Annotated in this window: 19 protein-coding genes and 1 pseudogene; 8 read left to right on the top strand and 12 right to left on the bottom strand. The window is 63.6% G+C overall.

Translation table 11 applies throughout. The features are described from left to right. The first annotated feature begins 43 nt into the window (after positions 1–43). Together NKI39_RS20870 and NKI39_RS20865 are read left to right on the top strand one after the other, a co-directional pair. Positions 44–4,864, top strand: a pseudogene (locus tag NKI39_RS20870) (NAD-glutamate dehydrogenase). A gap of 189 nt (positions 4,865–5,053) precedes the next feature. Further along, complete coding sequence (locus NKI39_RS20865) at positions 5,054–6,433, top strand: MFS transporter (RefSeq protein ID WP_352834066.1); 1,380 nt, start codon at positions 5,054–5,056, stop codon at positions 6,431–6,433. 37 nt (positions 6,434–6,470) lie between these two features. Here the strand turns inward: NKI39_RS20865 and purH are convergent, their stop codons facing one another. From purH to htpX, 5 genes are all read right to left on the bottom strand, one after another. Beyond that, entirely contained in the window at positions 6,471–8,087 is a 1,617-nt protein-coding gene (gene purH / locus NKI39_RS20860; RefSeq protein WP_352540907.1) for a bifunctional phosphoribosylaminoimidazolecarboxamide formyltransferase/IMP cyclohydrolase, read from the bottom strand. Between the two features lie 84 nt (positions 8,088–8,171). Next, on the bottom strand, positions 8,172–9,920 hold the full coding sequence (locus tag NKI39_RS20855) for a heparinase II/III family protein (RefSeq protein ID WP_352474667.1): 1,749 nt from the start codon (positions 9,918–9,920) through the stop codon (positions 8,172–8,174). A 146-nt stretch (positions 9,921–10,066) separates the two neighbouring features. After that, positions 10,067–11,413, bottom strand: coding sequence for an RsmB/NOP family class I SAM-dependent RNA methyltransferase (locus NKI39_RS20850; RefSeq protein ID WP_352817486.1), 1,347 nt, complete (start codon positions 11,411–11,413; stop codon positions 10,067–10,069). Beyond that, positions 11,410–11,736, bottom strand: coding sequence for a hypothetical protein (locus NKI39_RS20845; protein WP_352451231.1), 327 nt, complete (start codon positions 11,734–11,736; stop codon positions 11,410–11,412). The genes NKI39_RS20850 and NKI39_RS20845 overlap by 4 nt, the downstream gene beginning before the upstream one ends. After that, positions 11,733–12,749, bottom strand: a complete 1,017-nt coding sequence (gene htpX, locus NKI39_RS20840; protein WP_352817489.1) for a zinc metalloprotease HtpX — start codon at positions 12,747–12,749, stop codon at positions 11,733–11,735. The genes NKI39_RS20845 and htpX overlap by 4 nt, the downstream gene beginning before the upstream one ends. 115 nt (positions 12,750–12,864) lie before the next feature. On the opposite strand from htpX, the gene NKI39_RS20835 reads away from it, so the two are divergent. Continuing rightward, entirely contained in the window at positions 12,865–13,077 is a 213-nt protein-coding gene (locus tag NKI39_RS20835; RefSeq protein ID WP_352451229.1) for a DUF1674 domain-containing protein, read from the top strand. 17 nt (positions 13,078–13,094) lie between these two features. Here the strand turns inward: NKI39_RS20835 and NKI39_RS20830 are convergent, their stop codons facing one another. Further along, positions 13,095–13,766, bottom strand: a complete 672-nt coding sequence (locus NKI39_RS20830) for an HAD-IA family hydrolase (protein WP_352834062.1) — start codon at positions 13,764–13,766, stop codon at positions 13,095–13,097. A gap of 178 nt (positions 13,767–13,944) precedes the next feature. On the opposite strand from NKI39_RS20830, the gene NKI39_RS20825 reads away from it, so the two are divergent. The 3 genes from NKI39_RS20825 to NKI39_RS20815 all read left to right on the top strand — a co-directional run bounded on the left by NKI39_RS20825 (position 13,945) and on the right by NKI39_RS20815 (position 18,160). Further along, entirely contained in the window at positions 13,945–14,814 is an 870-nt protein-coding gene (locus NKI39_RS20825) for a transglutaminase-like domain-containing protein (protein ID WP_352834059.1), read from the top strand. Positions 14,815–15,142: 328 nt separating this feature from the next. Beyond that, positions 15,143–16,504 carry a pilus assembly protein TadG-related protein gene (locus NKI39_RS20820; RefSeq protein WP_352834057.1) on the top strand — a complete coding sequence of 454 codons (1,362 nt, stop codon included), beginning with the start codon at positions 15,143–15,145 and terminating at the stop codon, positions 16,502–16,504. Positions 16,505–16,891: 387 nt separating this feature from the next. Beyond that, positions 16,892–18,160 (top strand): class I SAM-dependent methyltransferase, encoded by a 1,269-nt coding sequence (locus NKI39_RS20815; RefSeq protein WP_352471295.1) that lies wholly within the window; start codon positions 16,892–16,894, stop codon positions 18,158–18,160. On the opposite strand, the gene NKI39_RS20810 is transcribed toward NKI39_RS20815, so the two are convergent. Beyond that, complete coding sequence (locus NKI39_RS20810; RefSeq protein ID WP_352817503.1) at positions 18,161–18,904, bottom strand: MOSC domain-containing protein; 744 nt, start codon at positions 18,902–18,904, stop codon at positions 18,161–18,163. It abuts the gene before it with no gap. Beyond that, positions 18,904–20,859 carry an acetate--CoA ligase gene (gene acs / locus NKI39_RS20805; RefSeq protein WP_352817506.1) on the bottom strand — a complete coding sequence of 652 codons (1,956 nt, stop codon included), beginning with the start codon at positions 20,857–20,859 and terminating at the stop codon, positions 18,904–18,906. The genes NKI39_RS20810 and acs overlap by 1 nt, the downstream gene beginning before the upstream one ends. 306 nt (positions 20,860–21,165) lie before the next feature. Between acs and NKI39_RS20800 the strand changes: the two genes are divergently transcribed. Next, a complete protein-coding gene (locus NKI39_RS20800) occupies positions 21,166–21,438 on the top strand; it encodes an usg protein (protein WP_023678111.1) in 273 nt (90 codons plus the stop codon). A 45-nt stretch (positions 21,439–21,483) separates the two neighbouring features. On the opposite strand, the gene NKI39_RS20795 is transcribed toward NKI39_RS20800, so the two are convergent. Further along, entirely contained in the window at positions 21,484–22,518 is a 1,035-nt protein-coding gene (locus tag NKI39_RS20795; protein WP_352683663.1) for an aldo/keto reductase, read from the bottom strand. A gap of 55 nt (positions 22,519–22,573) precedes the next feature. After that, positions 22,574–23,755, bottom strand: coding sequence for an MFS transporter (locus tag NKI39_RS20790; RefSeq protein ID WP_352471291.1), 1,182 nt, complete (start codon positions 23,753–23,755; stop codon positions 22,574–22,576). A 137-nt stretch (positions 23,756–23,892) separates the two neighbouring features. Between NKI39_RS20790 and NKI39_RS20785 the strand changes: the two genes are divergently transcribed. Continuing rightward, a complete protein-coding gene (locus NKI39_RS20785; protein ID WP_352767523.1) occupies positions 23,893–24,801 on the top strand; it encodes a LysR family transcriptional regulator in 909 nt (302 codons plus the stop codon). Between the two features lie 60 nt (positions 24,802–24,861). Here NKI39_RS20785 and NKI39_RS20780 read toward each other — a convergent pair whose 3' ends face one another. Next, entirely contained in the window at positions 24,862–25,911 is a 1,050-nt protein-coding gene (locus NKI39_RS20780; RefSeq protein ID WP_352834054.1) for an aldo/keto reductase, read from the bottom strand. 109 nt (positions 25,912–26,020) lie between these two features. Continuing rightward, positions 26,021–26,683 (bottom strand): YggS family pyridoxal phosphate-dependent enzyme, encoded by a 663-nt coding sequence (locus tag NKI39_RS20775; RefSeq protein ID WP_352834051.1) that lies wholly within the window; start codon positions 26,681–26,683, stop codon positions 26,021–26,023. Between the last annotated feature and the right edge of the window lie 58 nt (positions 26,684–26,741).

The following is a 26,741-nucleotide window of genomic DNA, read 5'->3' as shown; positions in this document are numbered from 1 at the left end:
CATCTGTTAGCATAGCCGCAAAAACATGTGACGGGAGGGACTCATGGCCAGCGTAAAGTCAGCGAGCCGGTTGAAAAAAGCCGGCCTGACGAGGGGTGAAGCCGCGGGTGGTGAAAAGCCCGGCAGGCTTGCCGACTACCTGCTGGCCCGAGCTCCGGCCGAAGATGTCGCCGCCTACGACGTCATCGATCTCGAACGCGCTGCCGAACTCGCCGGCCGCGCAGTGGCCAGGCACAAGAAGGACGACTGCGTCGTTGCCATAGACGTCGATTCCGGTGTCGTCCGCCAGGGCCGGCCGATGACGGTGATCACTGTCGTCAACGACAACATGCCGTTCCTGTTCGATTCCGTCCTCGGCGAGATTACAGAAAGCGCCGGCGAGCCGCTGCTGGTTACCCATCCAGTCATAGTCGTCAGGCACGGCAAGAACGGCGTCGAGGAAATCCTCGGCGATGGCGGTTATGCCAAGGGCGACCACAGCCATGACCGACTGAGCGTCATCCATGTCCATATCGGCCGCCTTTCGGCCGAGCAGGCCGAAGGCCTGGCCGCACGCCTGACGAAACTGCTCGGCCAGGTGCGAGCCGCCGTCACCGACTGGAAGCCGATGCTTGCCCGCCTCGACCAGGCGATCTCGGAATTCCGCTACTCGCCAGTGCCGCTCGACAAGGCCCATGTCACCGAGGCGATCGCCTTCCTCGAATGGCTGCGCGACGACAACTTCACCTTTCTCGGCATGCGCGAATTCAACTATACCGGCGGCGAGACGAGCGGCATGCTCGAGCGCGCCGAAAAGCCCGGCCTCGGCATCCTTTCCGATCCCGACGTGCTGGTGCTCAGACGCGGCACCGAAGCGGTGAGCACGACGCCGGAAATCCGCGCCTTCCTGCATGGGCCGGAACCGCTGATCGTCACCAAGGCCAACGCCAAGTCGTCGGTGCACCGCCGCATCTACCTCGACTACATCGGCGTCAAGACCTACACCGGCAAAGGCGTGCTTTCAGGCGAGCTCCGTATCGTCGGCCTGTTCACCTCGACTGCCTATACGCGCTCGGTGATGAAAATCCCCTATCTGCGCTCGAAGGCGGAAACCGTCATCGCCAAATCCGGCTTCAATCCAAGCGACCATTCCGGCAAGGCATTGATCAACGTGCTGGAGAGCTATCCGCGCGACGAGCTGTTCCAGGTTCCGGTGCCGATCCTGCGCAAGCATGCCGAAGCCATACTGGGCTTGATCGAGCGGCCGCGCGTCAGGGCATTGGTGCGTGTCGACCAGTTCGACCGCTTCGTCTCCGTGCTCGTCTTCGTGCCGCGCGACCGCTACGACAGCGTCGTGCGCGAGAAGATCGGCACCTATCTGAAGACCGTCTTCGAAGGCCGGCTGTCCGCCTATTACCCGGCCTTCCCGGAAGGCGGGCTGGCGCGCGTCCATTTCATCATCGGCCGCTCCGGCGGCAAGACGCCGAAGGTCGAGCAGGCAACGATCGAGGCGGCGATCCGCGACATCGTACGGACTTGGGACGATGCCCTGCGCGAGACCGCGACCGAGACCGGCGCCGATGCGAGACTCACGGCCATCGCCTCGCGTTTTTCGGAAAGCTATCGCGACAGTTTTCGGCCGGGCGTGGCGCTGGCCGATGCCGGGCGCATCGCCAAGCTCGATGCGTCAAATCCGATCGCCATCGACTATTACCGTCACGCCGACCAGAAGCCGCATCAGGCGGCACTGAAGATCTATCACCATGGCAGCCCGGTGGCGCTGTCGCGGCGCGTGCCCGTGCTGGAAAACATTGGTTTCCGCGTCATCAGCGAGCGCACTTTCGAGGTCGGCGACAATCAATCCGGCACGATCAATAGTGATCAGCCCGGCATGGTCTTCATCCACGACATGGAACTCGAGAACAGCTACGGCAGGCCGATCGACCTCGGCAATGGCGGCGCGCTGTTCGAGGATGCGTTCCTTTCCGTCTGGCGCGGTGATGTCGACAATGACGGCTATAACGGCCTTGCCCAGACCGCCGGCCTGTGGTCGGGCGAGATCACCGTCCTGCGCGCCTATGGCCGCTATCTCCAGCAGGCCGGCATCCCGCAGAGCCAGGATTTCATCGCCGCCGCGCTCAACCGTTATCCCGAGATCGCCCGCGGCCTGCATGCGCTGTTTGTCGCCCGCCTCGGCGCGACGGCCGAGACGGAAGGCGTCGTTCAGGCCAAACATCTGAAAGCCAAGATCACGGATGCGCTGGAAGACGTTCCCAACATTGACGACGACACCATCATCCGCCGTTATCTGAACCTGATCGAAGCCTCGCTGCGCACCAATCATTTCGTTGCCGATACGAAACAGAAAGGCCAATCGCTGGCGATCAAGCTCGATTCGCAATCGGTCGACGGGCTGCCGGCGCCGCGGCCATGGCGGGAGATCTTCGTCTACGGCTCCGAGGTCGAGGGTGTGCATCTGCGCTTCGGCCCGGTCGCGCGCGGCGGCCTGCGCTGGTCGGACCGTGCGCAGGACTATCGCACCGAGGTGCTCGGCCTGGTCAAGGCACAGCAGGTCAAGAATGCGGTGATCGTGCCGGTTGGCGCCAAGGGCGGCTTCTACCCGAAAAAGCTGCCGATGAGCGCCGGGCGCGACGCAATTTTCGAGGCCGGCACGGCCGCCTACAAGAATTACGTTTCCAGCCTGTTGTCGATCACCGACAATATCGGGCTGGATGGCGTCATCCCGCCAGCCGGCGTCGTGCGGCGCGATCAGGATGATCCGTATTTCGTCGTCGCCGCGGACAAGGGCACGGCGACCTTCTCGGACATCGCCAACGCCATCAGCGAAAGGCACGGCTTCTGGCTCGACGACGCTTTCGCCAGCGGCGGTTCGGCCGGCTACGACCACAAGAAGATGGGCATCACCGCCAAGGGCGCCTGGGAAGCGGTCAAGCGGCATTTCCGCGAGATGAACCGCGACATCCAAACCACGCCGTTCACCGTCGTCGGCGTTGGCGACATGTCGGGCGACGTGTTCGGCAACGGCATGCTGCTGTCGGAGCAGACCCGGCTGATCGCCGCCTTCGATCATCGCGACATCTTCATCGATCCCGATCCCGACATGGCCGCTTCGATGGCCGAGCGCCGGCGTATGTTCGCTCTCGCCCGCTCAAGCTGGCAGGATTACGACAAGACGAAGCTGTCCGAAGGCGGCATCATCGTCTCGCGCAGCCAGAAGTCGATCACCTTGCCGGCTGCCGCGGCTGCAGCTATCGGCCTCGGCAAGACAACGGCCACGCCGGTCGAGATCATGAGTGCCATCCTCAAGGCGCCGGCAGATCTTTTGTGGTTCGGCGGCATCGGCACCTATGTCAGGGCATCGGGCGAGACCAACCAGGACGTCGGCGACCGTGCCAATGACGCGATCCGCATCACCGCGCTCGACCTGCGTGCCAAGGTCATCGGTGAAGGCGCCAATCTCGGCGTCACACAGCGGGCGCGCATCGAATTCGGATTGAATGGCGGCCGCTGCAACTCAGATGCGATCGACAATTCGGGCGGCGTGAACTGCTCAGACGTCGAGGTCAACATCAAGATCGCGCTGGCTTCCGCCATGCGGAAGGGATCGCTGACGCGGCCGTCGCGCAACAAATTGCTGGCCGAGATGACCGACGAGGTCAGCGCCCTGGTGCTGTCCAACAATTACCAGCAGACGCTGGCGCTGTCCCTTGCTCGCAAGCGCGGCCTTGCCGACATTGCCCATCAGAGCCGCTTCATGGAGGCGCTCGAGGCGCGCGGGCTGCTCGACCGTGCCGTCGAGACGCTGCCGTCGCCGGCGGCTCTTGCCGAGCGCTAAGCGCGCGGCGAGCCGCTCACCCGGGCCGAGCTCGGCGTGCTGCTTGCCTATGCCAAGATCGTGCTGTTTTCCGATATCGTCGCCAGCGACGTGCCGGACGATCCGCATTTCGACCGCGACCTGATGGGTTATTTTCCCGACCGCATGGCAAAGAAATATGCGGCGGAAATCCACGGCCATCGCCTGCGCCGCGAGATCATCGCCCGTGCCGTCGCCAATGACCTGGTCAATCGCGGCGGCCCGTCCTTCGTCAACAGGCTGCAGGAAGCGACCGGGCGCAGTGCCGCCGATGTCGTGCGCACCTTCGCCGTGGTGCGGGATGGCTTTGCGCTGCCGGCGCTCTATCGCCAGATCGACGCGCTCGACAACCTGATCGACGGACAGATCCAGCTCGACCTCTATCAGGCGGTCAGCCGGCTGATCTATGTGACCAGCGGCTGGTACCTGAAGAACGATGCCGGCACCGCACCGCTCGGGCAGCGGATCACCGAGTTGCAGGATGCGCGCAAGGCGCTGGAGCCGAAGCTCGTTGCGCTGTTGCCGGCCTTCTCGCGCGAGCGGATCGAGGAGCGGCGGCACAGCCTGTCGAAGGGCGGCGCGCCCGAGAGCCTGGCCGAGCAACTGGCGTTGACCGATGTGGCGGAACTCATCCCCGACATTGCGCTGACGGCGCGGACGGCAACTGCCGGCATCGTCGCTGCCGCCAAGGCGTTTTTTGCAGTCAGCGATGTCTTCCGCATACCGCGCGTCGAAGATGCGGCGCGGTCGATCACGCCCTCGGATTATTACGATCAACTGGCGCTTTCGCGCGCCACCGACACAATCGGCGCGGCCAGGCGCGGCATCGCGGTGGCGGCACTCACCAGTCATGCCGAGGCGGCGGATCCGGTGACAGCATGGTTGGAGGCGGGCGGCGAACGGGTCGGACGCATCCGCGAGCGGCTGCAGGCTCTGACCGAGGGCGGCGACATCACCGTGTCGCGGCTGTCGGTGGCGTCCGGCCTGATGAGCGATCTGACAGGGCTGTGAGACGTCTTCCACATCGCGCGGGATTGCCGGGAAGAACTGCGCTATTGAGCGAACGGCGCCCTGCGTTGGGGGGCGCCGGAGCATGATCCCAAAAAGTGACGATCGGCTTTTGGACAAGATCGTGCTCAACAACAAGACGGAGCATCATTCCGATTCGATCGGCATGGAGCAAGCTCCAGCGGAGGGGACATGGCTGAGATGGCAGTGCAGCGGGCATCGGGACGCGGCATCTGGGGATGGATGCTGTTCGACTGGGCGGCACAGCCGTTTTTCACGGTCGTTACCACCTTCATCTTCGGTCCTTATTTCGTCTCGCGCATGGCCAGCAATCCAGAGACCGGGCAAGCGGCCTGGGGCTACGGCATTGCCGCCGCCGGCGTCGTCATTGCCGTTTTGTCGCCGGTCCTCGGCTCGATCGCCGATCAGACTGGACCACGCAAACCGTGGATAGCCTTCTTCGCCGCGGTTAAAATCACCTGCCTCACCCTGCTGTGGTTCGCCGCGCCCGGCTCTAATCTTTTTCTGGTCGTGGCGTTGTTCTCGCTGGCGTCGGTCGCGGCGGAATTCTCGACTGTGTTCAACGATTCGATGATGCCCCGCCTGGTGCCGAAGAGCGACATCGGCAGGATCTCGAACATGGCCTGGGGACTCGGCTATCTCGGCGGCATGATCGCACTGATCTTCGTCGTTACCGTCATGGCCGGCTCGCCTGAAACCGGCAAGACCGTCGTTGGGCTCGACCCGATCTTCGGCCTCGACCCCAGGCTCGGCGAGGACGCGCGCGCCACCGGACTGTTGTCGGCGGCCTGGTATTTCCTGTTCATCCTGCCGATGTTCTTCTTCACGCCTGATGCGATCAAAGGCATTCCAATCGGGCCGGCGGTGCGCGAAGGCCTGTCGGAACTGAAGTCGACGCTGGCCGAAGTGCGCAAGCGCAGCGGCATTTTTCGCTTTCTCGTCGCCCGCATGATCTATCAGGACGGCGTCAATGCACTGCTGGCGCTGGGCGGAACGTTTGCGGCGGCAATGTTCCATTGGTCGATTACCGAGATCGGCCTGTTCGGCATCATCCTCAACGTCGTTGCCATCGTCGGCTGCCTGGTTGCCGCACGCCTCGACACAGCACTGGGTTCCAAGACCATAGTGATGATTTCGCTGGTCATGCTAAGCATCGCTACGCTCGGCATCGTCTCGACCGGCCCGGGCTATACGCTGTTCGGCGCCTGGATGATGATGCCCGGACTGGACGGCGGCGGATTGTTCGGCACGGCGGCGGAAAAAGCCTACATTTTCTACGGCCTGCTGATCGGGCTTGCTTTCGGGCCGGTGCAGGCATCGTCGCGCTCCTACATGGCGCGCAGCGTCTCCGCTGCCGAATCGGGCCGCTATTTCGGCATCTATGCGCTGGCCGGCCGGGCAACCAGTTTTGCCGCACCCTTCATGGTGGCCACGATCACCCTGGCCAGCGGCTCGGCGCGGCTCGGCATGGCGGCGATCGTGCTGTTCCTTGGCGCCGGCATGGCGATCCTGATCGGCACGCCCTATCCGGCGGATCGGCCGGCGGAGTGAGCTGCTCTTGCCTTCTCCCACAGCGGGGGTAACGCGTTCAATGCCGGAAATGCCTCACTCCGGTGAAGACCATGGCAATGCCGTGAGCGTCGGCGGCGGCGATGACATCGTCGTCGCGCATCGAGCCGCCGGGCTGGATGACGGCTGTGGCGCCGGCTTCGATTGCCGACAAAAGCCCATCCGCGAACGGGAAAAAGGCATCCGAGGCGACGACCGAGCCCCCGGTCAAGGGCTCCGTCAGGCCGGCAGCCTCGGCGGCGTCGAGCGCCTTGCGCGCCGCGATGCGCGAGGAATCGACCCGGCTCATCTGGCCAGCGCCGATGCCGACTGTAGCGCCATCCCTGGCATAGACGATGGCGTTCGACTTGACGTGCTTTGCCACACGAAAAGCGAATTTCAGATCGGCCAATTCGGCCGGCGTCGGAGCGCGTCTGGTCACCACTTTCAGCTCGAGGTCATCCACCACCGCGTTGTCGCGGCCCTGGACCAGCAAACCGCCAGCAACCGATTTCAAGCCAAGGCCCGCCGCGCGCGGGTCGGGCAGGCCGCCGGTGACCAGCAGGCGTAGGTTCTTCTTGGCGGCAATGATGCGGACTGCTTCTTCGGACGCCTCCGGTGCGATGATCACCTCGGTAAAGGTCTTGACGATCTCTTCGGCGGTTCCGGCATCGAGGATGCGGTTCATGGCGACGATGCCGCCGAAGGCCGAGACCGGATCGCAGGCCAGCGCCTTGGCATAGGCCGCCTGCAGCGAAGCGTCCTCAGCGACGCCGCACGGGTTGGCGTGCTTGATGATGGCAATTGCTGCGGAGCGCGACGGGTCGAACTCGCCGACCAGCTCGAAGGCAGCGTCGGTGTCGTTGATGTTGTTGTAGGAAAGCTGCTTGCCCTGAAGCTGGCGCGCCGTGGCAACGCCCGGCCGCCTGTCGCCGTTGACATAGAAGCCGGCGCCCTGATGCGGGTTTTCGCCATAGCGCATCACCGACTGCAGCTTGCCGCCGAAGGCGCGCCATGTCGGATGCTCGATCTCAAGCGCCTCGGCGAACCATCCCGAGATCGCCGCATCGTAGGTGGCGGTGCGGGCAAAGGCCTTGGCTGCCAGCTTCTTGCGGAAATCCAGCGACAACGACCCGAAATTCATCTCCAGCGCGTTGAGCACCGAGGCATAGTCATCGGGATCGGTGACGATGCCGACATAGGCGTGGTTCTTGGCCGAGGCACGGATCATCGCCGGGCCGCCGATGTCGATGTTCTCGACGATCGCCGCGTAGTCGGCGCCGGAGCGACGCACCTCTTCGAACGGATAGAGATTGGAGACGACGAGATCGATCGGCTCGATGCCGTGGTCGCGCATCGCTGCGGCGTGCTCGGGATCGTCGCGCACGCCAAGCAGTGCGCCATGCACCGACGGGTGCAGCGTCTTGACGCGGCCGTCCATGATCTCGGGAAAGCCGGTGAGCTCGGACACGTCGCGCACCGCCATGCCTGCCTCGGCAAGCGCCCTTGCGGTGCCGCCGGTCGAGACTAGCTCGACGCCGGCCGAAGCCAGCGCCCTGGCGAAATCGATCAGGCCGGTCTTATCAAAGACGGAAAGGAGCGCGCGACGGATGGGTACAAGGTCGGGCGCGGGAATGTTCTTGGCGGCGACGGCCATGGGCTGGCGGCCTTTCCAGTTCTGGTTGGAGAGCGTCCGCGGGCCGTAGCATATGAGGCCCGGAAATCAAGCCGCAAGACTTGATCAGTGTCTGCCGTTGCCACCGGCTTCAGCTTTTTCCGGACGGCCGGCGATGATGGTGCGCGTCAATTGCCAGTGGACCTCCGAAGTTTCCGAGGCCTTGAACGCAAGCACGATCTGGCGGCTGCGGCGCGGGCCGCCAAGCCCTGCGAAATAGATCGATTCCTCGACCTCGGGCACCACTTCGGTAGAGGTAAACACCCAGGTGTCGGCATGGTCGGCGGCCAGCACCAGACGGTCATGCTCATCCTGGAGCAGGCTAATATCGGGATGGACATGGAAACGCACCGTGACGAAGTCACGGCCATTGTTGCGGATAGAAGCGCCGCCCGGGCGCAGGAAACGGTCCCTGCCGGCAAACACATTGCCTTCGGTCGATAATTTCAGCTCGCGCTCATGCAGGAAGCCGAAGCGCGCTGCATAGCCGTCATGGCGGGCGATGAAGCCCTGGCTGCCCTTCTGGTCGGTGCGCTTGCAAGGCACATGCTGCGGCCCGCCGATCAAAGGCGTGCCGAGCAGGTCGTTGACGCGCAAGGAGTGATTGAAGCGCGCCGACGACGTGTCGTTGATGGTGGCGGTCGAGTGGGCGGCGGTGGCGCGGGCAAGCGGCCGGAACTCGGCGGCGCCATAAGTGTCTATTCCGGCGTTGACGATATAGTGCTGGCGGCCCGACGACAATTCGAAGGCGAGGCATCCGGCGTGAGCGGCATTGGATACGTCGACAGGGGGCGGCGGGCCGGTATCGGCGATCACAGTGACACCGCCCATCGACAGGCGCTCATAACCCGAATGCGGCGCGTGCAGCAACGGTGCGCCGGCGGTGTCGTCGTGATGCAGGATGCTGGCGATACGGTCGTGAATGGTGGCGCCCATGCCGTTGAAGCGGGCAAGGCTGCCGTCCTGATGGCGAAAGAAGCGCAATGCCGGCAGCATCCGGTCGATGGCGCCGATCAGGGCGGCCGGCGGTGTCTCGGCCTGATTGGCGTATGTCTGGCGCAACGGCAGAAGGTCGGCGAGGATTTCAAGCACGGCCATCGGATTGCGCGAGATATGGCCGCCGTCAGGCAGGATCTGGCGGTCGAGCTCCTCGGCGAGATTGCGGGTAGCACCGCGTAGCGCCGAGGCCGGCGCCGGCAGCGACAAAGCGGCAAAGGCCAGCGCAATGCGGGCGCGCAGCCGGTCCTTGCCGTCCGGCATCTCGCGCACCATGGCGCGCAGATAGCGGATCTGGACGGCGAGCGATTTCAAGAACGCGCGGTAGAACGGAAATTCGGCACCCTGCAACACGATCGAGGAATGCTGCAGCCAGGCAATGACACGCTTGGCCGTCGTGCCGGGCTCCCAGGCGACGCCGGAAATATGGCTGCCATGGATTGCAATCCAGTCGGAAACCAACGCCCGCGCGTTGGCGGCGGCTAGCTCGGTGCCGGCGGCACGCATATGCCGCAGCCAGCGAAAGCCATGCAGCGTTTTTTGCCAGCCGGGATTGGGCACGTCGATCTGGAAGGGCGATTTGCCGCCGGTCTCGACCAGATGCCCCGAAAGCGGATAGCGGCCGTAATAGATCTCGAGCGCGATCTGAGGATCGGCGAGCCGCAGGTCCGGTGGGGCGATCAGGACGCGCTCCGGCGTGCGGCCTGAGTAGCGCCAGCGATAGAGTGGCCCGGCGCGCAAGCGCCGGCGCGTCTTGCGCCAGAACTCCCTCGCGACAAGCGTCCACAGACGCGTCGTGTTACCGGCAGCGATTGCCAAAACCCCTCCTGATCGTCCTCACCCAGGCACAAGTTTATATGATTCAAGAACTTGTGCGAAGGCGAATTCCGCGGCAGTGGGGCCGTTCAGCCTGTTTTCCATGCCTCCTCGCCCCAAGAAGCCGGACGGCGCTTCAAGATCGGCCCTTAGCCGGCTCTGCGCATGCGGGCGGCGAAGAAGCCGTCCAGCCCGGAGCGGCCCGGCGAGCCTAGCTCCAGATCGGCAGGCGTGGTGCGCAACGTGCCTTGCGGCGTCAGAAACGGGTCGATGCCGGCGATCTCACCCGGCCGAAGCGGGTCGTCGACAATCTCCGCATTGCCGGCGAGAAAGTCGCGATAGAGCTCTTCGCCTTCCAGTGGATCGAGCGAACAGTTGGAAAAGACGATGCGTCCACCAGGCTTGACCAGGGTGACGGCGCGGGCAAGCAGCCGGCGTTGCAGGTTGGCCAGTTTTTCGACGTCGGCCGCCGTCTTCGTCCAGGGGACGTCGGGATGCCGCCGCACCGTGCCGGTCGAAGAGCAAGGTGCGTCGAGGAGGACCGCATCGAAGAGGTCCTTCGGCTCGTATTTGAGCAGATCGGCCTGGACGATCTCGGCGGCCAGACCGAGCCGTTCGAGGTTCTGCGTCAGCCGTGCCAGCCGCGTTTTGGACATGTCGAGCGCGGTGACGTGGGCGTCGGCGAGGATCAGCTGGGCGGTCTTGCCGCCCGGCGCGGCACAGAGGTCGGCGATTCGCAAACCATTGATGTCGCCGAACAGCCGGGCCGGCAGGCTGGCCGCTGCATCCTGAACCCACCAGGCGCCTTCCCCAAAGCCGGGCAGTTCGGTCACGGAAGCGCTGAGCTTTTCCACCCGCACCGTGCCGGTCGGCAGGACAAAGCCGCCGAGCCGTTCGGCCCACAGCGCCGGGTCCGACTTGACCGAGAAATCGACCGGTGCCTCATGGCGATGGGCGAGCAGTATCTGCCTGGCCTTGTCGAGGCCGTAGACTGTTTTCAAACGGTCGGAAAACCATTTTGGCGCCTCGTCGGTAGCGGCAAGTGCTGCGGCGAGCTCGTCCTGCTTGGCCCGCGCCAGCGTGCGCAGCACGCCGTTGACGAGGCCGGAAAAGCGCGCCGTGCGCGGATCGGACTTGGCGTGTGTCACGGCGAGGTCGACGGCGGCGCGGTCGGGAACATCGAGGAACAGGATCTGCGCTGCCGCCACATGCAAAATGTGCGAAAGCGCCGTGGCGTTGGGCGGTAGCGGCTTTTCCAGGCGACGGGCCAAAAGGCCTGATATGGTCATGCGGTAGCGCAGGGCGGTGACCAGAATGGCGCGCACCAAAGCGCGGTCGCGCAGGTCGAGCGCCTTGTATTGTGGATGGCCGTTCTCATGGTCGGTCAGCCCGTCGAGCGGCGTCCTCGCGTCGATGACAGCGGCAAGCAGCCGCGCGGCTGCCTTGCGCGCGGCGAGACCGCGAGCTTCTGAAGCCTCACTGTGAGTTGGCCTCATTGTGTCGGCGATCGGTTGACTAGTTTAAATATGGCGCTGACAAAATCTTCTTTACTTCCTAGGGGTGAGATCACCTGAATGTAGTCTTTCTCAACCGTGCCGACATAGTCCGCGACTTGCTTTGGAGATGCACCATCCCCGACAAGTCGGACGATGTGGCGGAGATAGGTGTCATATTCATCTTCAGGAAGTGGGCGAAAGCCCAGGTCACTTGATGTTGCTATGCTCGCCATCGGTATGCCGATAGGGTTCCAGTGCCTTGCACAAAGATCGCGCATTTCCGCCAGCGAGATCCCGCCTTTTTTGTCTGTCGCGCTCGTCACGACCACGGACCTTTGGGGCCGGTCGGATTGCGTCCCCAGGGATTGGGTCTCGGCTTGGCCGGCTCAGGCGGCCTCTCGGGCCGCGCGGCCCTGTCCCACGAACCAGACGGCTGCTGCCCGGTCGCTTCCGGCGCCGGCCTTGACGTCGCGGCCGCTTCGGGTGCGCCGGCCATTTCGCTCGCCATCCTCTGCAACGCGGCGATGCGGTTTTCTGTGCTCGGGTGAGTGGAAAACAAACTGTCCATGCGCTCGCCGGAAAGAGGATTGATGATGAAGAGATGGGCGGTTGCCGGATTGCGCTCGGCATCCGGGTTGCGGATGCGTTCGGCGCCCCGCGCGATCTTGTCAAGGGCCGAGGCGAGCCACAGCGGGTGTCCACAGATTTCGGCACCGCGCCGGTCGGCCTCATATTCGCGGGTGCGGCTCACCGCCATCTGCACGATCATGGCGGCCAAAGGCGCGACGATCATTGCCACCAGCACGCCGACGATGCCGAAGGAATTGTTGTTGTCGCGGTTGCCGCCGAAAAAGAAGGCGAAATTGCCGAGCATCGAAATTGCGCCGGCAAAGGTGGCGACGATCGTCATGGTCAGCGTGTCGCGGTGCTGCACATGGGCGAGCTCGTGCGCCATCACCGCCGCGACTTCTTCATGCGATAGCCGCTCGAGCAGGCCGGTGCTGGCGGCGACAGCGGCATTTTGCGGATTGCGGCCGGTGGCGAAGGCATTGGGCTGCGGATTGTCGATGAGATAGGTTCTCGGCATCGGCAGGCCGGCACGTTGGGCGAGACCCTGCACGATGGCGTAATATTCAGGCGCGTTGCGTTCGTCGACTTCGATCGCACGGTGCATCGACAGCACCATCTTGTCGGCGTTCCAATAGCTGAACAAATTGGTGCCGGCGGCAATCAGCAAGGCGATCATCATGCCGCCGGATCCGCCGACCAGATAGCCGACGCCCATGAACAGGGCCGTCATTGCGGCCAAAAGCATGGCGGTGCGAAGGGTGTTCATCGTCTGCTCCATTTGGGCCCAACAAAGGGGTCGATCCTTGTGGGCGCCTCGCTATATGATGGGAAACAGCCGTTCCCGTTTCAATCGGGCCTGTTTCAATCTAGCGGAAGATCGCATGATCGACAAAACCAGCCAAACGCATGCTAACGGCTCGCCGCAAAAGCCGCTGACCCCGGCAGCCAGGCGCGCCTTGGTCGAGGCCGAGGCCCGGCGGGAGAAATATCGCGAGCAGGAAGCCACGCTGCCGAGGGAGATCGGCGGGCGCGGCGGCAAGGAGCCTGGCCGCTATGGCGACTGGGAGGTCAAGGGCCTGACCAGCGACTTTTAGCGCAAGCAGGATGCTAGTTAAGCAGGCTGTGCGGTCCGTTCCGCTTCGATGGCAATCCAGCCGTTGTCATCGACGGCGATGCCGATCACGCCATAGCCGGTGATGGCGGCATGCGGCGTCTGCAACGGATGCCGGTGCGTGGCGCTGATCACCACGATTGCAGCGCCCGCGGCTTCGGCTGCCGCTATGCCGGCCGGCGCGTCCTCGAAGACGAGGCAGTCGCGCACATCGACGCCGAGCCGTGCGGCCGCCAGCCGGAAGCAGTCGGGCGCCGGCTTGCCGCGAGCCACGTCCTCCGCCGCGACGATCACGGCGGGAGCCGGAATGCCGGCGGCCTGCAGGCGCAGCAAGGCAAGTTCGCGCGGTGCCGAAGTGGCGATCGCCCAGCTTCCAGGCGGCAGCGACGCCAAGAAGGCCGCGGCGCCGGCAATCGGGCGAATGCCCTCGACATCGGCCGCCTCGGCCTGCAAAAGCGATTCGGCTTCGCGGGCAGGATCGACGCCTGGGAGCGCCAGCCGGCCGATGGTCTCGATCGCCCGCACGCCGTGGATGGTCGGCAGGAATGCGGCGACGTCAAGACCTTGCCGATGCGCCCACGCTGCCCAGACCCTTTCCGCCGCGGCGATCGAATTGAGAATCGTGCCGTCCATATCGAACAGTAAGGCCGCGAATTTTCTGCCTGCGAACATCGGCTTTCCCGGGTCATCTTGGAGGGATTATGTCAAAAGACGCGTGTCGATCGACCGTAACGTTGCCGCGTCCGTATGGGAAGCCGCGAGGCGTCGTTTTCGACGTTTGCAAGGAACCGCCGCACACTCTCCTGCGTTGACCACCACTATCTTCCATGACGATCGTAGGGGGACGGCGATGCTGATCAGGCTCGGCTATGAAATTGCCATTGAATGCGCTGCAGCCACGCCGATTGTTTCGCTGCTCGAGATCCATCGGGATCGCCAGGCCGACATCAAGCGGCAGACGCGCGTGCTGACGTCGCCGTCGGTTCCGACCAGGGTCTACCACGATCTTTTCGGCAATAGCTGCCGCCGCTTCACGGCTCCGGCCGGAAGCTTTCGCATCCTTTATGACGCGGTGGTCGAGGACAGCGGCGAGATGGACGAAGTCAGCACGCTGGCCGGGGAAGTCCCGGTTGCCGAATTGCCGGACGGGGTGCTCGGCTATCTGCTCGGCAGCCGTTACTGCGAGACCGACCATCTCGGCGACCTGGCCTGGCAACTTTTCGGCCAGCTTCCGCCGGGCTGGGCGCGGGTGCAGGCGATCGTCGACTATGTCCACAACCGCCTGTCCTTCGGCTACGGCTATGCGCGCTCGACCCGCACGGCGGCGCAGGCGCATGAGGAGCGCGTCGGCGTCTGCCGCGACTTTGCCCATCTGGCGATCACGCTCTGCCGCTGCATGAACATCCCGGCCCGCTACGTGAACGGCTATCTCGGCGATATCGGCGTGCCCGCCGATCCGGCGCCGATGGATTTCTCGGCCTGGGTGGAAGTGTTCCTCGACGGCAGATGGTACACCTTCGATCCTCGCCACAATGTGCCGAGGATCGGCCGCGTCGTCATAGCCCGCGGCCGCGACGCCACCGACGTGCCGCTGCTGCACAGTTTCGGCCCGCATCGGCTCAGCCTGTTCAAGGTCTGGACCCACGAGCAGGAAGGCAATCTGTTCAAGCCGCCCTATCGCGGCGTCGACAAGACCGTCAGCGCACGGATGCTGGCCTGATCTTCGGACACATTCGCAGTCCGGATTTCCACCTGCCGCCACTGCGGCAGCACTGATCCTGTTCGATACATCTCGTCTGTACCGGATTGGGACGCAGTCCAGCCGTCTCGAATTGCGAGCCCGAATCTTGGTAAGCGCTTTTTGAACAAAGCCGTGCCGACGCGGCTTTCGTTTACCCGCTGTTTACCTTGTCGCCGCTCGAAACCGTTTGGAAACAATGGCCTGAGCGGGGGCCGCTCGCTTTCCCGCGCCCGGCGGCGCGATCCGGTCGGATTCCTGCAATGCGCGTTCGGACAGCTGCAGGCTGTAGCGAATGGAGGCGGAAAGAATGCGGCGTTTCGGGGGTCTTGTTCAGGCGATCGGCGGCTTTGCCGGGGATCGCAGCGGAAATTTCGCGGTCCTGTTTGGTATAATCGGCTTAGTACTGGCGCTGAGTGTCGGCTTTGCCGTCAATGTATCCCAACTCTACAATGTGAAATCGAGCCTGCAAGGCGTCGTCGACGCTGCGGTCACCTCGACGGCCCGCGACCTGACGACCGGCGTCATCAGCGAGGCCGAAGCCAGCAAATCGGTGCAGGCCTTTCTCGATGCCAACAGCACGGCGGGTATCCTGCAGGACAATCAGATCGTTCTCGACAAACTGACCGTCGACCAGACCGCCAGGACCGTTCAGGCGGACGTTCATGTCAATGTCAGCTATTATTTCCCGCTTTTCAGCACGGGTAGCATGCAGCGCGTTCCCGCATCGACGACGGCTCTCTATTCGGACAAGCAGATCGAAGTCGCGATGATGCTCGATGTGACCGGCTCGATGGCAGGCCAGAAAATCATCGATCTGCGGACGGCTGCGGCGAATGCCGTCGACAGTTTTCTGGGCGGTCAGGACACCTCCAAACCGCGCGTGCGGGTTGCCATCGTACCTTATGCCAATTCGGTGAATGCCGGTACACTTGCCGCCAGCAGCGTCTATGTGGAAACCACCGCCAGCCAACGCAAACAGGCGCCGGCCAATGACGCTGTGCAGTATGTCTCGGGGCTCATCCGTCCTGACAATTGCGCCACCGAACGCAAGGGGACCTACCAATATTCGGACGCAGGCCCCGACGCCAGCATGGTCAACCGCGACTACCTGCTGTCGTCCTTCGCCTGGCAAACCGGCACCGCCGCCTGCCCGGCCGCCACGCTGATGCCGCTGACGGCGGATGCGACGGCGCTCAAGACTGTCATCAAGAATTTCGTCGCCTCCGGCGGCACTGCCGGCCATATCGGCGTGCAGTGGACCTGGTACATGCTCTCGGAGAACTGGGGGGGCATCATGAGGACTTCGCAGCGGCCGGCCAAGATGGATCCAAGAAAGGTCGCCAAAATCGCGATCCTGATGACCGACGGCGAATTCAACCTGTCCTACTTCGATGCGAGCACGGTGAGCGACGTCTACAATGACGCCGGCAAGGAGCCGACCCGCACGGCCGCCAAGAAACTTTGCGCTGCCATGCGCGACAATGGCATCGAGATCTTCACTATTGGGTTTGACCTAAACGAAACGAATGCCAAGGCGACGCTCCAGGATTGCGCGAGCCCGGACACCGCCAAGATCAAGCACTTCTACCAAGCTGCCAATGGAACCGAACTCAACCAGGCTTTCCAGGACATAGCGCGCAACGTCGAGATGTTGACCGTAACCAAATAAGGGACAACAGCCCAAAAAGGAAAAGGCCGCCGCTTCTCGCGAAGTCGGCGGCCTTCCGTGTTTCCGTCCATGGCGCGGCTCCTGGCGGCGACGGTTGGTCGCCAGCCGCGCATCTCGCGCCTTAACGGGAAGACTGCTTCCCGAAAGTGCGATCCGCTGAGGCCACGTTCTGGAAAACGAAATCACTCGACATCGGATCACCTCCTTTCGATTTGTTGAACACTTCCTCATGATGGGGTGTCATCCGGCAAATGGCAAGGCGCGGCACTCGAAAATCCTGAACAAGCGTGCTTGTGCACTCGGGCGGCTTGCGGCCGGCCGATCGGGCAGGCAAGATCGAGCCGCGATTGTTCCGGGCAGTTATTTGCCGGGTAAGGGAGGACGGGGATGGAGGCAGCCGAGAGAGCGGCCCGGATTGTTCGGACGGTCATCGAGACGCTGAAGCCGGGTTTCGCGGTGAGGCTGTGGACAGGCGAGCGGATCGGCCCGGCTACCGGCCCGGTGCTCACTATCAACGACCAGGACATCGTCTGGCAGATCGTACGTCGGCCCTCTTTATCGACGCTGATCGAGATGTGGATTGCCAAGGCGGTCGACGTCGAAGACGGATCGCTGTTCGATTTCTACGCCTTGCCCACGCACGGCAAGCTCAGGACGAAGCTCAAGACATTGCCGAAGCTGGCGATCCTGCGCGACCTGCCGGCGGTGCTGTTTTCGCGAAAACAGATGACGACGCGAACCGATCTTTCCGGCCGCAATCCTTTCGTCAGCGGTTCGAGCAAGGAGGCGATCCAGCATCATTACGACATTTCCAACGCATTCTACCGGCTCTTCCTCGACGAGCGCATGGTCTATAGCTGCGGCTACTTCAAGGATTTCGCCAACGATATCGATCAGGCCCAGAGAGACAAGCTCGACCATATCTGCCGCAAGCTTCGCCTGAAGCCCGGCGACAGATTGCTCGACATCGGCTGCGGCTGGGGAGCGATGCTCATCCATGCGGTGAAGAATTATGGCGTCGTCGGCCACGGCGTTTCGCTATCGGAAGCACAGACCGAACTCGCCCGTGAACGCATCCGCGCCGCCGGGCTGGAGGACCGCATCACCATCGAGATCAAGTCCTATGCCGAGCTGTCCGGCTCCTTCGACAAGATCTCCTCGATCGGCATGTTCGAGCATCTGGGGCTTGCCAACCATGCGGCCTATTTCTCGAGGATCCATCGCCTGCTCAAGCCCGGCGGCATCTATCTGCACCACGCCATCACCCGGCGCGACAAGGGCAGCTTGAAGAAGACGCTGCGCAAGGGGCCGGAATTCAAGGCGCTGATCAAATACATTTTTCCGGGCGGCGAACTCGATACGATCGGCATGACGCTCGGCAATCTCGAGGCGCACGGCTTCCTCGTCTACGACGTCGAAAACTTGCGCGAGCACTATGCGCGCACCTGCAGGCTATGGGCAGAGCGTCTCCACGCACGCTTCGACGAAGCCATCGCCGAGGTCGGCGAAGCCAAGGCGCGGCTCTGGCTGCTTTATCTGACCGGTTGCTCGATCACCTTCGAACGCGCCTCGGCGCAGATCTTCCAGACCGTTGTCACTAGGCGCGCGCGCGGCCCGAGCGGCCTGCCGCCGACGCGGGCGGATTTGTATCGATAGCTACAGGAGGCGCATCGTGGCGCCGATCTCGACGCGGGCCGGTCGGTCGACGGTGCAGTAGACGCCGAGGTTATGGGCGTTGTGGCGGACCAGGCTGCGCAGGATTGCCGGGTCGTGGTCGAACCCGTTCTGGCCAATGATGGTGAAGCCGCAGCGGCGGCACGGCTCGGAGATGGTCAGGAGCAGGTCGCCGATTGCCAGCTTGCACCCGATCCATTCCGTCTCGGGAAACGACCCCTCGACCTCTGGCATATCGACGACGATGTTGGGGCGGAAGCGGCGCGCGTCGGCGGCGCCCTCTGGATGCAGCACTTTCAAACGCGCCAGTGAGGCGGTGGTCAGCAGATGAATAGGGGTTTTGACGTAGCGTTCCGTCAGCAGGGGGCCGAGGTAATCCGGAGCCGCATTTTCCCGGCGGAACGGCCGGATGGAAGCCGCAAAGCCGAGATACGCGGAAACCGCGCGATCACTTTGCGCGCCAGGTGCCGAAAGCCAGCGTCCGTCGGGGATGGCGACCTCCAGCCTGCCGGCCTGCGACAGCCGGGTGCGGATGCGGGGCACCTTGTGCCATTTCGCTTCGCGGTCGGGCCGCGCGATTTCATCGGTCGAGGTATCGACAAGACCAAACAGGCGGTCGCCTTCGACGGTATACCAGTCGACGGAGATCGCCTCCTGAAACTCGCCGGCGAGCGAGCTCGCGGGATAGCGCCAAAGCTCGGTGACGGCGCCCAATGCGGGTTGCATCAGCCCTTCTTGTTTTGCCGGTTGGCGATCAGGTCGTCGACGACTGCCGGGTCGGCGAGCGTCGAGGTGTCGCCGAGCGCGGCAAAATCATCCTCGGCGATCTTGCGCAGGATGCGCCGCATGATCTTGCCGGAACGGGTCTTCGGCAGGCCGGGCGCGAACTGGATCTTGTCGGGCGAAGCGATGGCGCCGATCTCCTTGCGGACATGGGCGACGAGCTCCTGGCGCAATTCCTCGCTTGGCGTCTCGCCGGCCATCAGCGTGACATAGCAGTAGATGCCCTGGCCCTTGATATCGTGCGGGTAGCCGACGACGGCGGCCTCCGAGACCTTCTCATGCGAAACCAGCGCCGATTCGACCTCGGCGGTGCCCATCCGGTGGCCGGAGACGTTGATGACGTCATCGACGCGGCCGGTGATCCAGTAGTAGCCGTCAGCATCGCGGCGGCAGCCGTCGCCGGTGAAGTACCTGCCCTTGTAGGTCGAGAAATAGGTCTGTACGAAGCGGTCGTGATCGCCATAGACGGTGCGCATCTGGCCCGGCCATGAGTCGGCAATGCAAAGGTTGCCGCTGGCTTCGCCTTCCAGTACCTTGCCGTCGGCGTCGACCAGCTGCGGCTTGACGCCAAAGAAGGGCCGCGTCGCCGAACCCGCCTTGAGGTGGGTGGCGCCCGGAACCGGCGTGATCATGATGCCGCCGGTCTCGGTCTGCCACCAGGTGTCGACGATCGGCACCTTGCCGTTGCCGACGACGTTGAAATACCACTCCCAGGCTTCCGGATTGATCGGCTCGCCGACGGTGCCGAGCACGCGCAGCGACTTGCGCGACGTTTTGGTGACATGGGCATCGCCGGCGCCCATCAGCGCGCGCAGCGCCGTCGGCGCCGTGTAGAAGATGTTGACCTTGTGCTTGTCGATCACGTCCCAGAAACGCGACTGCGACGGGTAGTTCGGCACGCCTTCGAACATCAGCGTGGTGGCGCCGTTGGCGAGCGGCCCGTAGACGATATAGCTGTGGCCGGTGACCCAGCCGACATCGGCGGTGCACCAGTAGATATCGCCCTCATGATAGTCGAAGACATATTGGTGGGTCATCGAGACATAGACGAGATAGCCGGCGGTGGTATGCAGCACGCCCTTCGGCTTGCCGGTCGAGCCGGATGTGTAGAGGATGAACAGCGGGTCCTCGGCGTTCATCTTCTCGGGCTTGCATTCGGCCTTAACCGTGGCGACCTCGTCATGGTACCAGACGTCGCGCCCGGCGGCCCAGCCGGTTTTGCCGCCGGTGCGGCGCACGACCAAGACCTTTTCGACTTTCGTTCCGGCCTTGGCGGCGATCTCGATCGCCTTGTCGGTGTTCTCCTTCAGCGGGATAGTCTTGCCGCCGCGCAGGCCTTCGTCGGCGGTGATGACGAAGGTCGACTTGCAGTCGTCGATGCGTCCGGCCAGCGCATCCGGCGAAAAGCCGCCGAAGACAACCGAATGAATGGCGCCGATGCGCGTGCAGGCGAGCATCGCATAAGCGGCCTCCGGGATCATCGGCATGTAGATGGTGACGCGGTCGCCCTTCTTGACGCCGTGCTTCTTCATCACATTGGCGAGGCGGCAGACATGTGCGTGAAGTTCGTTATAGGTGATCTTCCTGTCGTCGTAGGGATTGTCGCCTTCCCAGATGATGGCGGTCTGTTCGCCGCGCTTCTTCAGATGCCGGTCGATGCAGTTCCACGAAACGTTTGTCTGGCCATCCTCGAACCATTTGATCGAAACCTTGCCGTCGAAGGACGTGTTCTTGACCTTGCTGTAGGGCTTGAACCAGTCGATGCGCTTGCCGTGCTTGCCCCAGAACTTGTCCGGGTTGTTGACGCTGTCGGCGTACCATTTCAGGTAGGCGTCATTGTCAATCAGCGCGTTCTTCTTCCACGCCGGCTGGACGCGATGGACATGAACATCGGACATTTCTTCGCCTTCCTCCCCAAAACCAAACCGCCGGCTTGACCGCCTGCAGGATCGCGGCGATGCGGCCGCGAATTCGCGCGCATTATTAACAGTTCGGCGGTGACGGCAACATTAGACGTTGGATTCGCGCGGCGGGATGCCGCAGGTGCCTTGCCCGGCGGTGTCAGCACTCTCGTGAGGCGGCTGCTAAGCGCATGTTTTTGCGGGAGGAATCTGATTTGATCGTAGAAATATCAATAGACGAATAAGCAAATGGGGTGCACAATTTCAGGCTGGGAGGAAGGAGAATCAACCAGGGGACCGGCAATGCGCGACCATTCAGAAATGGACCTGATGCTCAAGGGCTATGGCTTGACCACGGCCAAGATTCTTTATCACTTCCCAGATCATCCGCATCTGCTGCAGAGCTTCATCTGGCAGGATTACGACATCGCCCCGAAATTTCCCGTGCTGATCCGCTTCATCGAGTTCTGGAAGGCCAAGCTCGAAGGCCCGCTGCATTCGGTCAGCTACACGCACCAGAAGCTGATCGCGCCGAACGAATGGCGCAAGGTCGACGGCGAGTTCGTTCTGCATTAGCCGGGCGGGCGGCAGTCTGGGAGCCGCCGCCCAGCTTTTGGAGCGTCAGACTGCGGGCGGGTTCAGCCGGGCAAAACCCTCCTGCCGGCGATAGGGAAAATACGGATAGGGTGCGGTGACCTCACTTGCCGTGTCGAGCTTCTTCATCTGCTCGGCTGTCAAGGACCAGCCGACGGCGCCGAGATTCTGGCGCAACTGCTCCTCATTGCGCGCGCCAATGATGACGGAGGCGACGGTCGGCCGCTGCAGCAGCCAATTGATGGCGATCTGCGGTATGGTCTTGCCGGTTTCCTCGGCGACAACATCAAGCGCGTCGACGACCCGATAGAGATGCTCATCCTCGACGGGCGGTCCGAAGCTTGCCGTGTCGTGCAGCCGGCTTTTCTCAGGCAGCTTCTGGCCACGGCGGATCTTGCCGGTCAGGCGGCCCCAGCCGAGTGGGCTCCACACCAGCGCACCGACGCCCTGGTCGAGGCCGAGCGGCATCAACTCCCATTCATAATCGCGTCCGACCAGCGAGTAATAGACTTGATGGGCGACGTATCGGGGATAGCCATGTCTATCCGCCAGGCCGAGCGACTTCATCACTTGCCAGCCGGAAAAATTGGAGACGCCGACATAACGCAGCTTGCCGGCGCGCACGAGACTGTCCAACGTCGACAGCACCTCCTCGATCGGTGTTGCGGCGTCGAAGGCGTGCAGTTGCAGCAGGTCGATGTAATCGGTGCCAAGACGCTTCAGCGCGTCTTCGACGGCCTTGATCAGGCGTGAACGTGACGAGCCGGCATCGTTGGGACCGTCGCCCATCGGCAGCGAGGTCTTGGTCGAGATCAGCACGGCGTCGCGGCGGCCCTTGATGGCAGCGCCGAGCACTTGTTCGGAAGCGCCATTCGAATAGACATCGGCGGTGTCGAACAGGTTGACGCCGGCCTCAAGGCAGATGTCGACCAGCCGCCGTGCTTCCGCCGCATCGCTGTTGCCCCAGGCACCGAACAGCGGGCCTGAACCGCCGAAGGTTCCAGCGCCGAACGAGAGCACCGGAACCTTCAGGCCTGATGCGCCAAGATTTCGATAATCCATGGGTTTGCTCCTTGTGGAAGGATGGCTGTTTCAAAGATTGGCTCAGGTTTGCGTTCTATGACCGCGCGATTTCCGGTGTAGCGAGGACAGGATCTCGGTCGAGACGCAGCGCAAACGCCGCTACGGCAAGCGCTGAAAGTGGCAACAGCGCCGCGACCCAGGTGACGGCACCGAGGCCGGGACCATGGGCGATGACCACGCCGCCGAGCCAGGCGCCGGCCGCATTGCCGAGGTTGAAGGCGGCGATGTTGAAGGATGAAGCTAGGCTCTGGCCGGCGCCTTGCGCCTTCTGCAACACCCATAACTGTAGCGGCGCGACGGTGGCGAAGGCGGCGGCGCCGAGCAGGCCGACATAGATAACGGCCATGACCTGGCTGTGCAGGGCGAAGGTCATGGTGCCGAGCACCAGCGCCAGCACGACGAGACTGCCGAGAACGGACGGTACCAGCCAGCGATCGGCGAACTTGCCGCCGGCGAGGTTGCCGGCGATGAGGCCGCCGCCGAAGACCAGCAGGATCGGCGACACCGCTGTCTCGTCAAAACCGGTGATCTCGGTCAGCAACGGGGCGATGTAGGTGAAGACGGCGAAGACGCCGGCATAGCCAAGCACGGTGGTGGCAAAGCCAAGCAGGACCGGCGCGCGGCCGAGCAAGGCGAGATCGGCGCGCAAATTGCTCTTCTCAGGCTCTGTTCGGCTGCGCGGCACCAGCAGCAGAATGATGGTAAAGGCGGCGATGCCGACCAGGGTCACCGCCCAGAAGGTCGCGCGCCAGCCGAAGGCTTGGCCGAGCCATGTGCCGAAGGGCACGCCGAGGATGTTGGCGATGGTCAGGCCGGTGAACATCAGGGCGATCGCCGAGGCTTTCTTGTTGGGCGCCACCAGTCCGGTCGCCACGACCGAGCCGACGCCGAAGAAGGTACCGTGGGCGAAGGCGGTCAGTACGCGCGCACCCATCAGCGTCCAGTAGTCTGGGGCAAGCGCACAAGCGAGGTTGCCCAGCGTGAAGATCGCCATCAGCGCCAGAAGCACGGTCTTGCGCGGCCAACGGCCGGTCGCGATCGTCAGCAGCGGCGCGCCGATGACGACGCCCAGCGCATAGCCAGAAATCAGCTGGCCGGAAGCTGAGATCGAGACGCCGAGATCGGTGCTGACGTCGAGCAGCAGGCCCATGATGACGAATTCGGTGACGCCGATGCCAAAGGCACCGGCGGCAAGAGCGTAAAGAGCAAGGGGCATGGCGGTTCCCACTTCGATGACGACCAGTTTTGACGACGGGCGCCGTGTCCTCCCACGCCCCGATCCGGAAGATCGTGCCGCGATGTGCTGTGAACCAGCCTTGCATCGGGCACATCGTCTGTGAAATAGATTCACCAATGGCCAGGCCCGACATCAATCGCTCCGGCGAGATCGAAGTGTTCGTCCGCGTCGTCGAGGCGGGCAGCTTTTCAGCCGCTGCCCGCGCGTTGCGGATGACGCCGTCGGCGGTGAGCAAGCTGATCGCGCGGCTGGAGGCGCGGCTTGGTGCGCGGCTGGTCAGCCGTTCGACGCGCAAGCTGCAACTGACGCCGGAGGGGGCGGCGTTCTTCGACAGCGGCGTGCGCGTCCTTGCCGACATGGCGGCGGCCGAGCGCGAGGCAGCGGCGGGTGCCGCGCCGCGTGGCCGGCTGCGGATCAACAGCTACGTGCCTTTCGGGCAGCATCGGCTGATCCCGCTTTTGCCGCGTTTCCTAGAGCGCTACCCCGAAATCTCGGTCGATCTGGTGTTGACCGACGATGTCATCGACCTGATGGAGGAGCGCGCTGACGTCGCCATCCGCGCCGGGCCGCTCGGCGAATCACGGCTGGTGGCGCGCAAGCTCGGGCAGAGCCGGGTGGTCGTCGTTGCGGCGCCATCGTATCTCGAAGCGCGTGGCACGCCCAAGACGCCCGCCGACCTCGATCGTCACAACCGGATGGGATTCCGTTTCGTTCGTCACCTCGAGGGCTGGCCTTTTATCGACGCGGCCGGCAAACCGATCACCCTGTCGATCATCGGAAATACGCTGGTCAGCGACGGCGAGGCGATGCGGCTGATGGCGCTCTCGGGGGCGGGCATCGCCCGGCTGGCACGCTGGCATGTGGAGGCCGACATTGCCGCCGGCCGGCTGCTGCCGCTGCTGGAAGAGTTCAATCCCGGCGACGAGGAACTCACCCACGCCGTCTATGTCGGCCAAGGCAAGTATCTGCCGGCGCGGGTGCGGGCGTTTTTGGACTTTTTGGTCGAGACTGTCCGGCTGACTTGAGCCCAAAAAAAGATAGGGAGCCTGCCGGCTCCCGAAGCATCAAATCGAAGGTAAATTGAACTACTTTTTCGGCACAAAGGGCGCCGGCCGCCGGCCGGCCGCCTGACGCTCCAGCATCCAGCCCGGGTATTCGGCGGGCAGGGCACTGACTTCGTCGAGGCGAACAAGATCATCGGCATCGAGCTGCAACTCGGTGGCTGCAAGGTTCTGTTCCAGCTGCTCCATGCGGCTGGCGCCGATGATGACGCTCATCACGAATGGCTTGGCCAGGACATAGCCGAGCGCCACCGTGGCGACGCTGACGCCGTGCTTGACGGCGATCTCGCGCATGACAGCGACCGCTGCCCAGGCACGGTCCTCATTGACCGGCGGGAAATTGAAGCTGGCGCGACGGCCCTCGCCATTGCCGGGGGCGCCCGGTCCGTATTTGCCGGAGAGCAGGCCGCCAGCCATCGGCGACCAGACCATCAGCCCGAGTTTCTCCTCGTTGAGCAGCGGCACGATTTCGCGCTCGAGATCGCGGCCGGCGATCGAATAATACGACTGCACGGTCTCGAAGCGGGCAAAGCCTTTGCGCTCCGCAATACCCAGCGCCTTGGCGATGCGCCAGGCCTGCCAGTTCGAGACGCCGACATAGCGGACCTTGCCGGCGGCAACCAGGTCGTCGAGCGCCCGCAGCGTTTCGTCGATCTGCGTCACCGTGTCGGTGCCGTGCAGCTGGTAGAGATCGATGTGATCGAGCTGTAGCCGCTCGAGGCTGCTCTCGACCGAATCCATGATGTGGCCGCGCGAGGAACCGCGCTGGTTCGGGCCGCCGCCCATGGCGCCATGAACCTTGGTGGCGATGATCACGTCCTGACGGTTGACGCCAAGGTTCCTGAGCGACTGGCCGAGAAGCCGTTCCGAGGCGCCGAAGGAATAGACATCCGCCGTGTCGAAGAAATTGACGCCGGCGGCGAGGGAGCGGGCAACGATCTCGTCGACGCCCTTCTGGTCGAGGCTGGCGATCAGGCCCCATTGGGCATTGTCGCCGGCCGCGCCGAACGTCATCGTGCCGAGGCAAAGTTCGGAGACGAACATCCCCGTATTTCCAAGTTGATTGTAACGCATGGTGGCTCCAGACGGGTTGAGAATAACTCGACCCATATAGGAACGAAACGTTCCGTTTCTATATGCTGGCTTAGTCAATGTCAGCCTGTGGCCTAAGGTCGGCTGCGCCTCATCTGGCGCCGAAAATCGCCGATCCAACCCTGACACTGGTCGCGCCGAAGGCGATCGCGGTTTCGTAGTCGCCGGACATGCCCATGGAGAGCTTGTCGACGCCGGCCTCGAGCCCAAGCTTTTCCAGCAGCGCGAAATGCGGACCGGGGTTCTCGTCGGCCGGCGGAATGCACATCAGCCCTTCGATGGCGAGGGCGTGAACCGAGCGGCAGCGGGCGACGAAGGCGACAGCCTCGCGTGGCTCGATGCCGGCCTTTTGCGGCTCGGAGCCGGTGTTGACCTGGACATAGAGCCTTGGCGTCCTGCCCTGCCTGGCGATTTCCTTGGCCAGCTCTGCGGCGATCTTTTCACGGTCGATGGTTTCGATGACGTCGAACAATGCCACCGCTTCCTTGGCCTTGTTCGATTGCAGCGGACCGATCAGATGCAGCTCGACGTCGGGAAACGCCGTCCGCAGTGCCGGCCATTTGGCTTGTGCTTCCTGGACGCGGTTTTCGCCGAAGACGCGCTGGCCGGCCTCGATGACGGGGCGGATATCGGCGGCGTCGAAGGTTTTCGAGACCGCGACCAGCGTCACCGCTCCGGCCTCACGGCCTGCCTCGCGCTCGGCGGCAGCGATCCTTGCCTTGACCGTGAAAAGCTGTTCGGCGGCGCTCGCCATGCCTATATCCTGCCTGTGTTTGGCTTTTCGCCGGATCGCCGCAGTTGACGGGTCCGGC

The sequence above is a fragment of the Mesorhizobium sp. M0664 genome, assembly GCF_040320565.1.
GTDB lineage: Bacteria > Pseudomonadota > Alphaproteobacteria > Rhizobiales > Rhizobiaceae > Mesorhizobium.
The sequence above is the reverse complement of the archived record's forward strand: the minus strand, read 5'-3'. Positions and strand labels throughout refer to the sequence as shown.

What these genes read in the sequence shown, in the direction of transcription:
- NKI39_RS20865 (WP_352834066.1), top strand. Translation starts at nt 5,054, where the DNA reads ATGGCTGAGATGGCAGTGCAGCGGGCATCGGGACGCGGCATCTGGGGA.
- purH (WP_352540907.1), bottom strand. Translation starts at nt 8,087, where the DNA reads ATGGCCGTCGCCGCCAAGAACATTCCCGCGCCCGACCTTGTACCCATC.
- NKI39_RS20850 (WP_352817486.1), bottom strand. Translation starts at nt 11,413, where the DNA reads ATGAGGCCAACTCACAGTGAGGCTTCAGAAGCTCGCGGTCTCGCCGCG.
- htpX (WP_352817489.1), bottom strand. Translation starts at nt 12,749, where the DNA reads ATGAACACCCTTCGCACCGCCATGCTTTTGGCCGCAATGACGGCCCTG.
- NKI39_RS20835 (WP_352451229.1), top strand. Translation starts at nt 12,865, where the DNA reads ATGATCGACAAAACCAGCCAAACGCATGCTAACGGCTCGCCGCAAAAG.
- NKI39_RS20830 (WP_352834062.1), bottom strand. Translation starts at nt 13,766, where the DNA reads ATGTTCGCAGGCAGAAAATTCGCGGCCTTACTGTTCGATATGGACGGC.
- NKI39_RS20825 (WP_352834059.1), top strand. Translation starts at nt 13,945, where the DNA reads ATGCTGATCAGGCTCGGCTATGAAATTGCCATTGAATGCGCTGCAGCC.
- NKI39_RS20820 (WP_352834057.1), top strand. Translation starts at nt 15,143, where the DNA reads ATGCGGCGTTTCGGGGGTCTTGTTCAGGCGATCGGCGGCTTTGCCGGG.
- NKI39_RS20815 (WP_352471295.1), top strand. Translation starts at nt 16,892, where the DNA reads ATGGAGGCAGCCGAGAGAGCGGCCCGGATTGTTCGGACGGTCATCGAG.
- NKI39_RS20810 (WP_352817503.1), bottom strand. Translation starts at nt 18,904, where the DNA reads ATGCAACCCGCATTGGGCGCCGTCACCGAGCTTTGGCGCTATCCCGCG.
- acs (WP_352817506.1), bottom strand. Translation starts at nt 20,859, where the DNA reads ATGTCCGATGTTCATGTCCATCGCGTCCAGCCGGCGTGGAAGAAGAAC.
- NKI39_RS20800 (WP_023678111.1), top strand. Translation starts at nt 21,166, where the DNA reads ATGCGCGACCATTCAGAAATGGACCTGATGCTCAAGGGCTATGGCTTG.
- NKI39_RS20795 (WP_352683663.1), bottom strand. Translation starts at nt 22,518, where the DNA reads ATGGATTATCGAAATCTTGGCGCATCAGGCCTGAAGGTTCCGGTGCTC.
- NKI39_RS20790 (WP_352471291.1), bottom strand. Translation starts at nt 23,755, where the DNA reads ATGCCCCTTGCTCTTTACGCTCTTGCCGCCGGTGCCTTTGGCATCGGC.
- NKI39_RS20785 (WP_352767523.1), top strand. Translation starts at nt 23,893, where the DNA reads ATGGCCAGGCCCGACATCAATCGCTCCGGCGAGATCGAAGTGTTCGTC.
- NKI39_RS20780 (WP_352834054.1), bottom strand. Translation starts at nt 25,911, where the DNA reads ATGCGTTACAATCAACTTGGAAATACGGGGATGTTCGTCTCCGAACTT.
- NKI39_RS20775 (WP_352834051.1), bottom strand. Translation starts at nt 26,683, where the DNA reads ATGGCGAGCGCCGCCGAACAGCTTTTCACGGTCAAGGCAAGGATCGCT.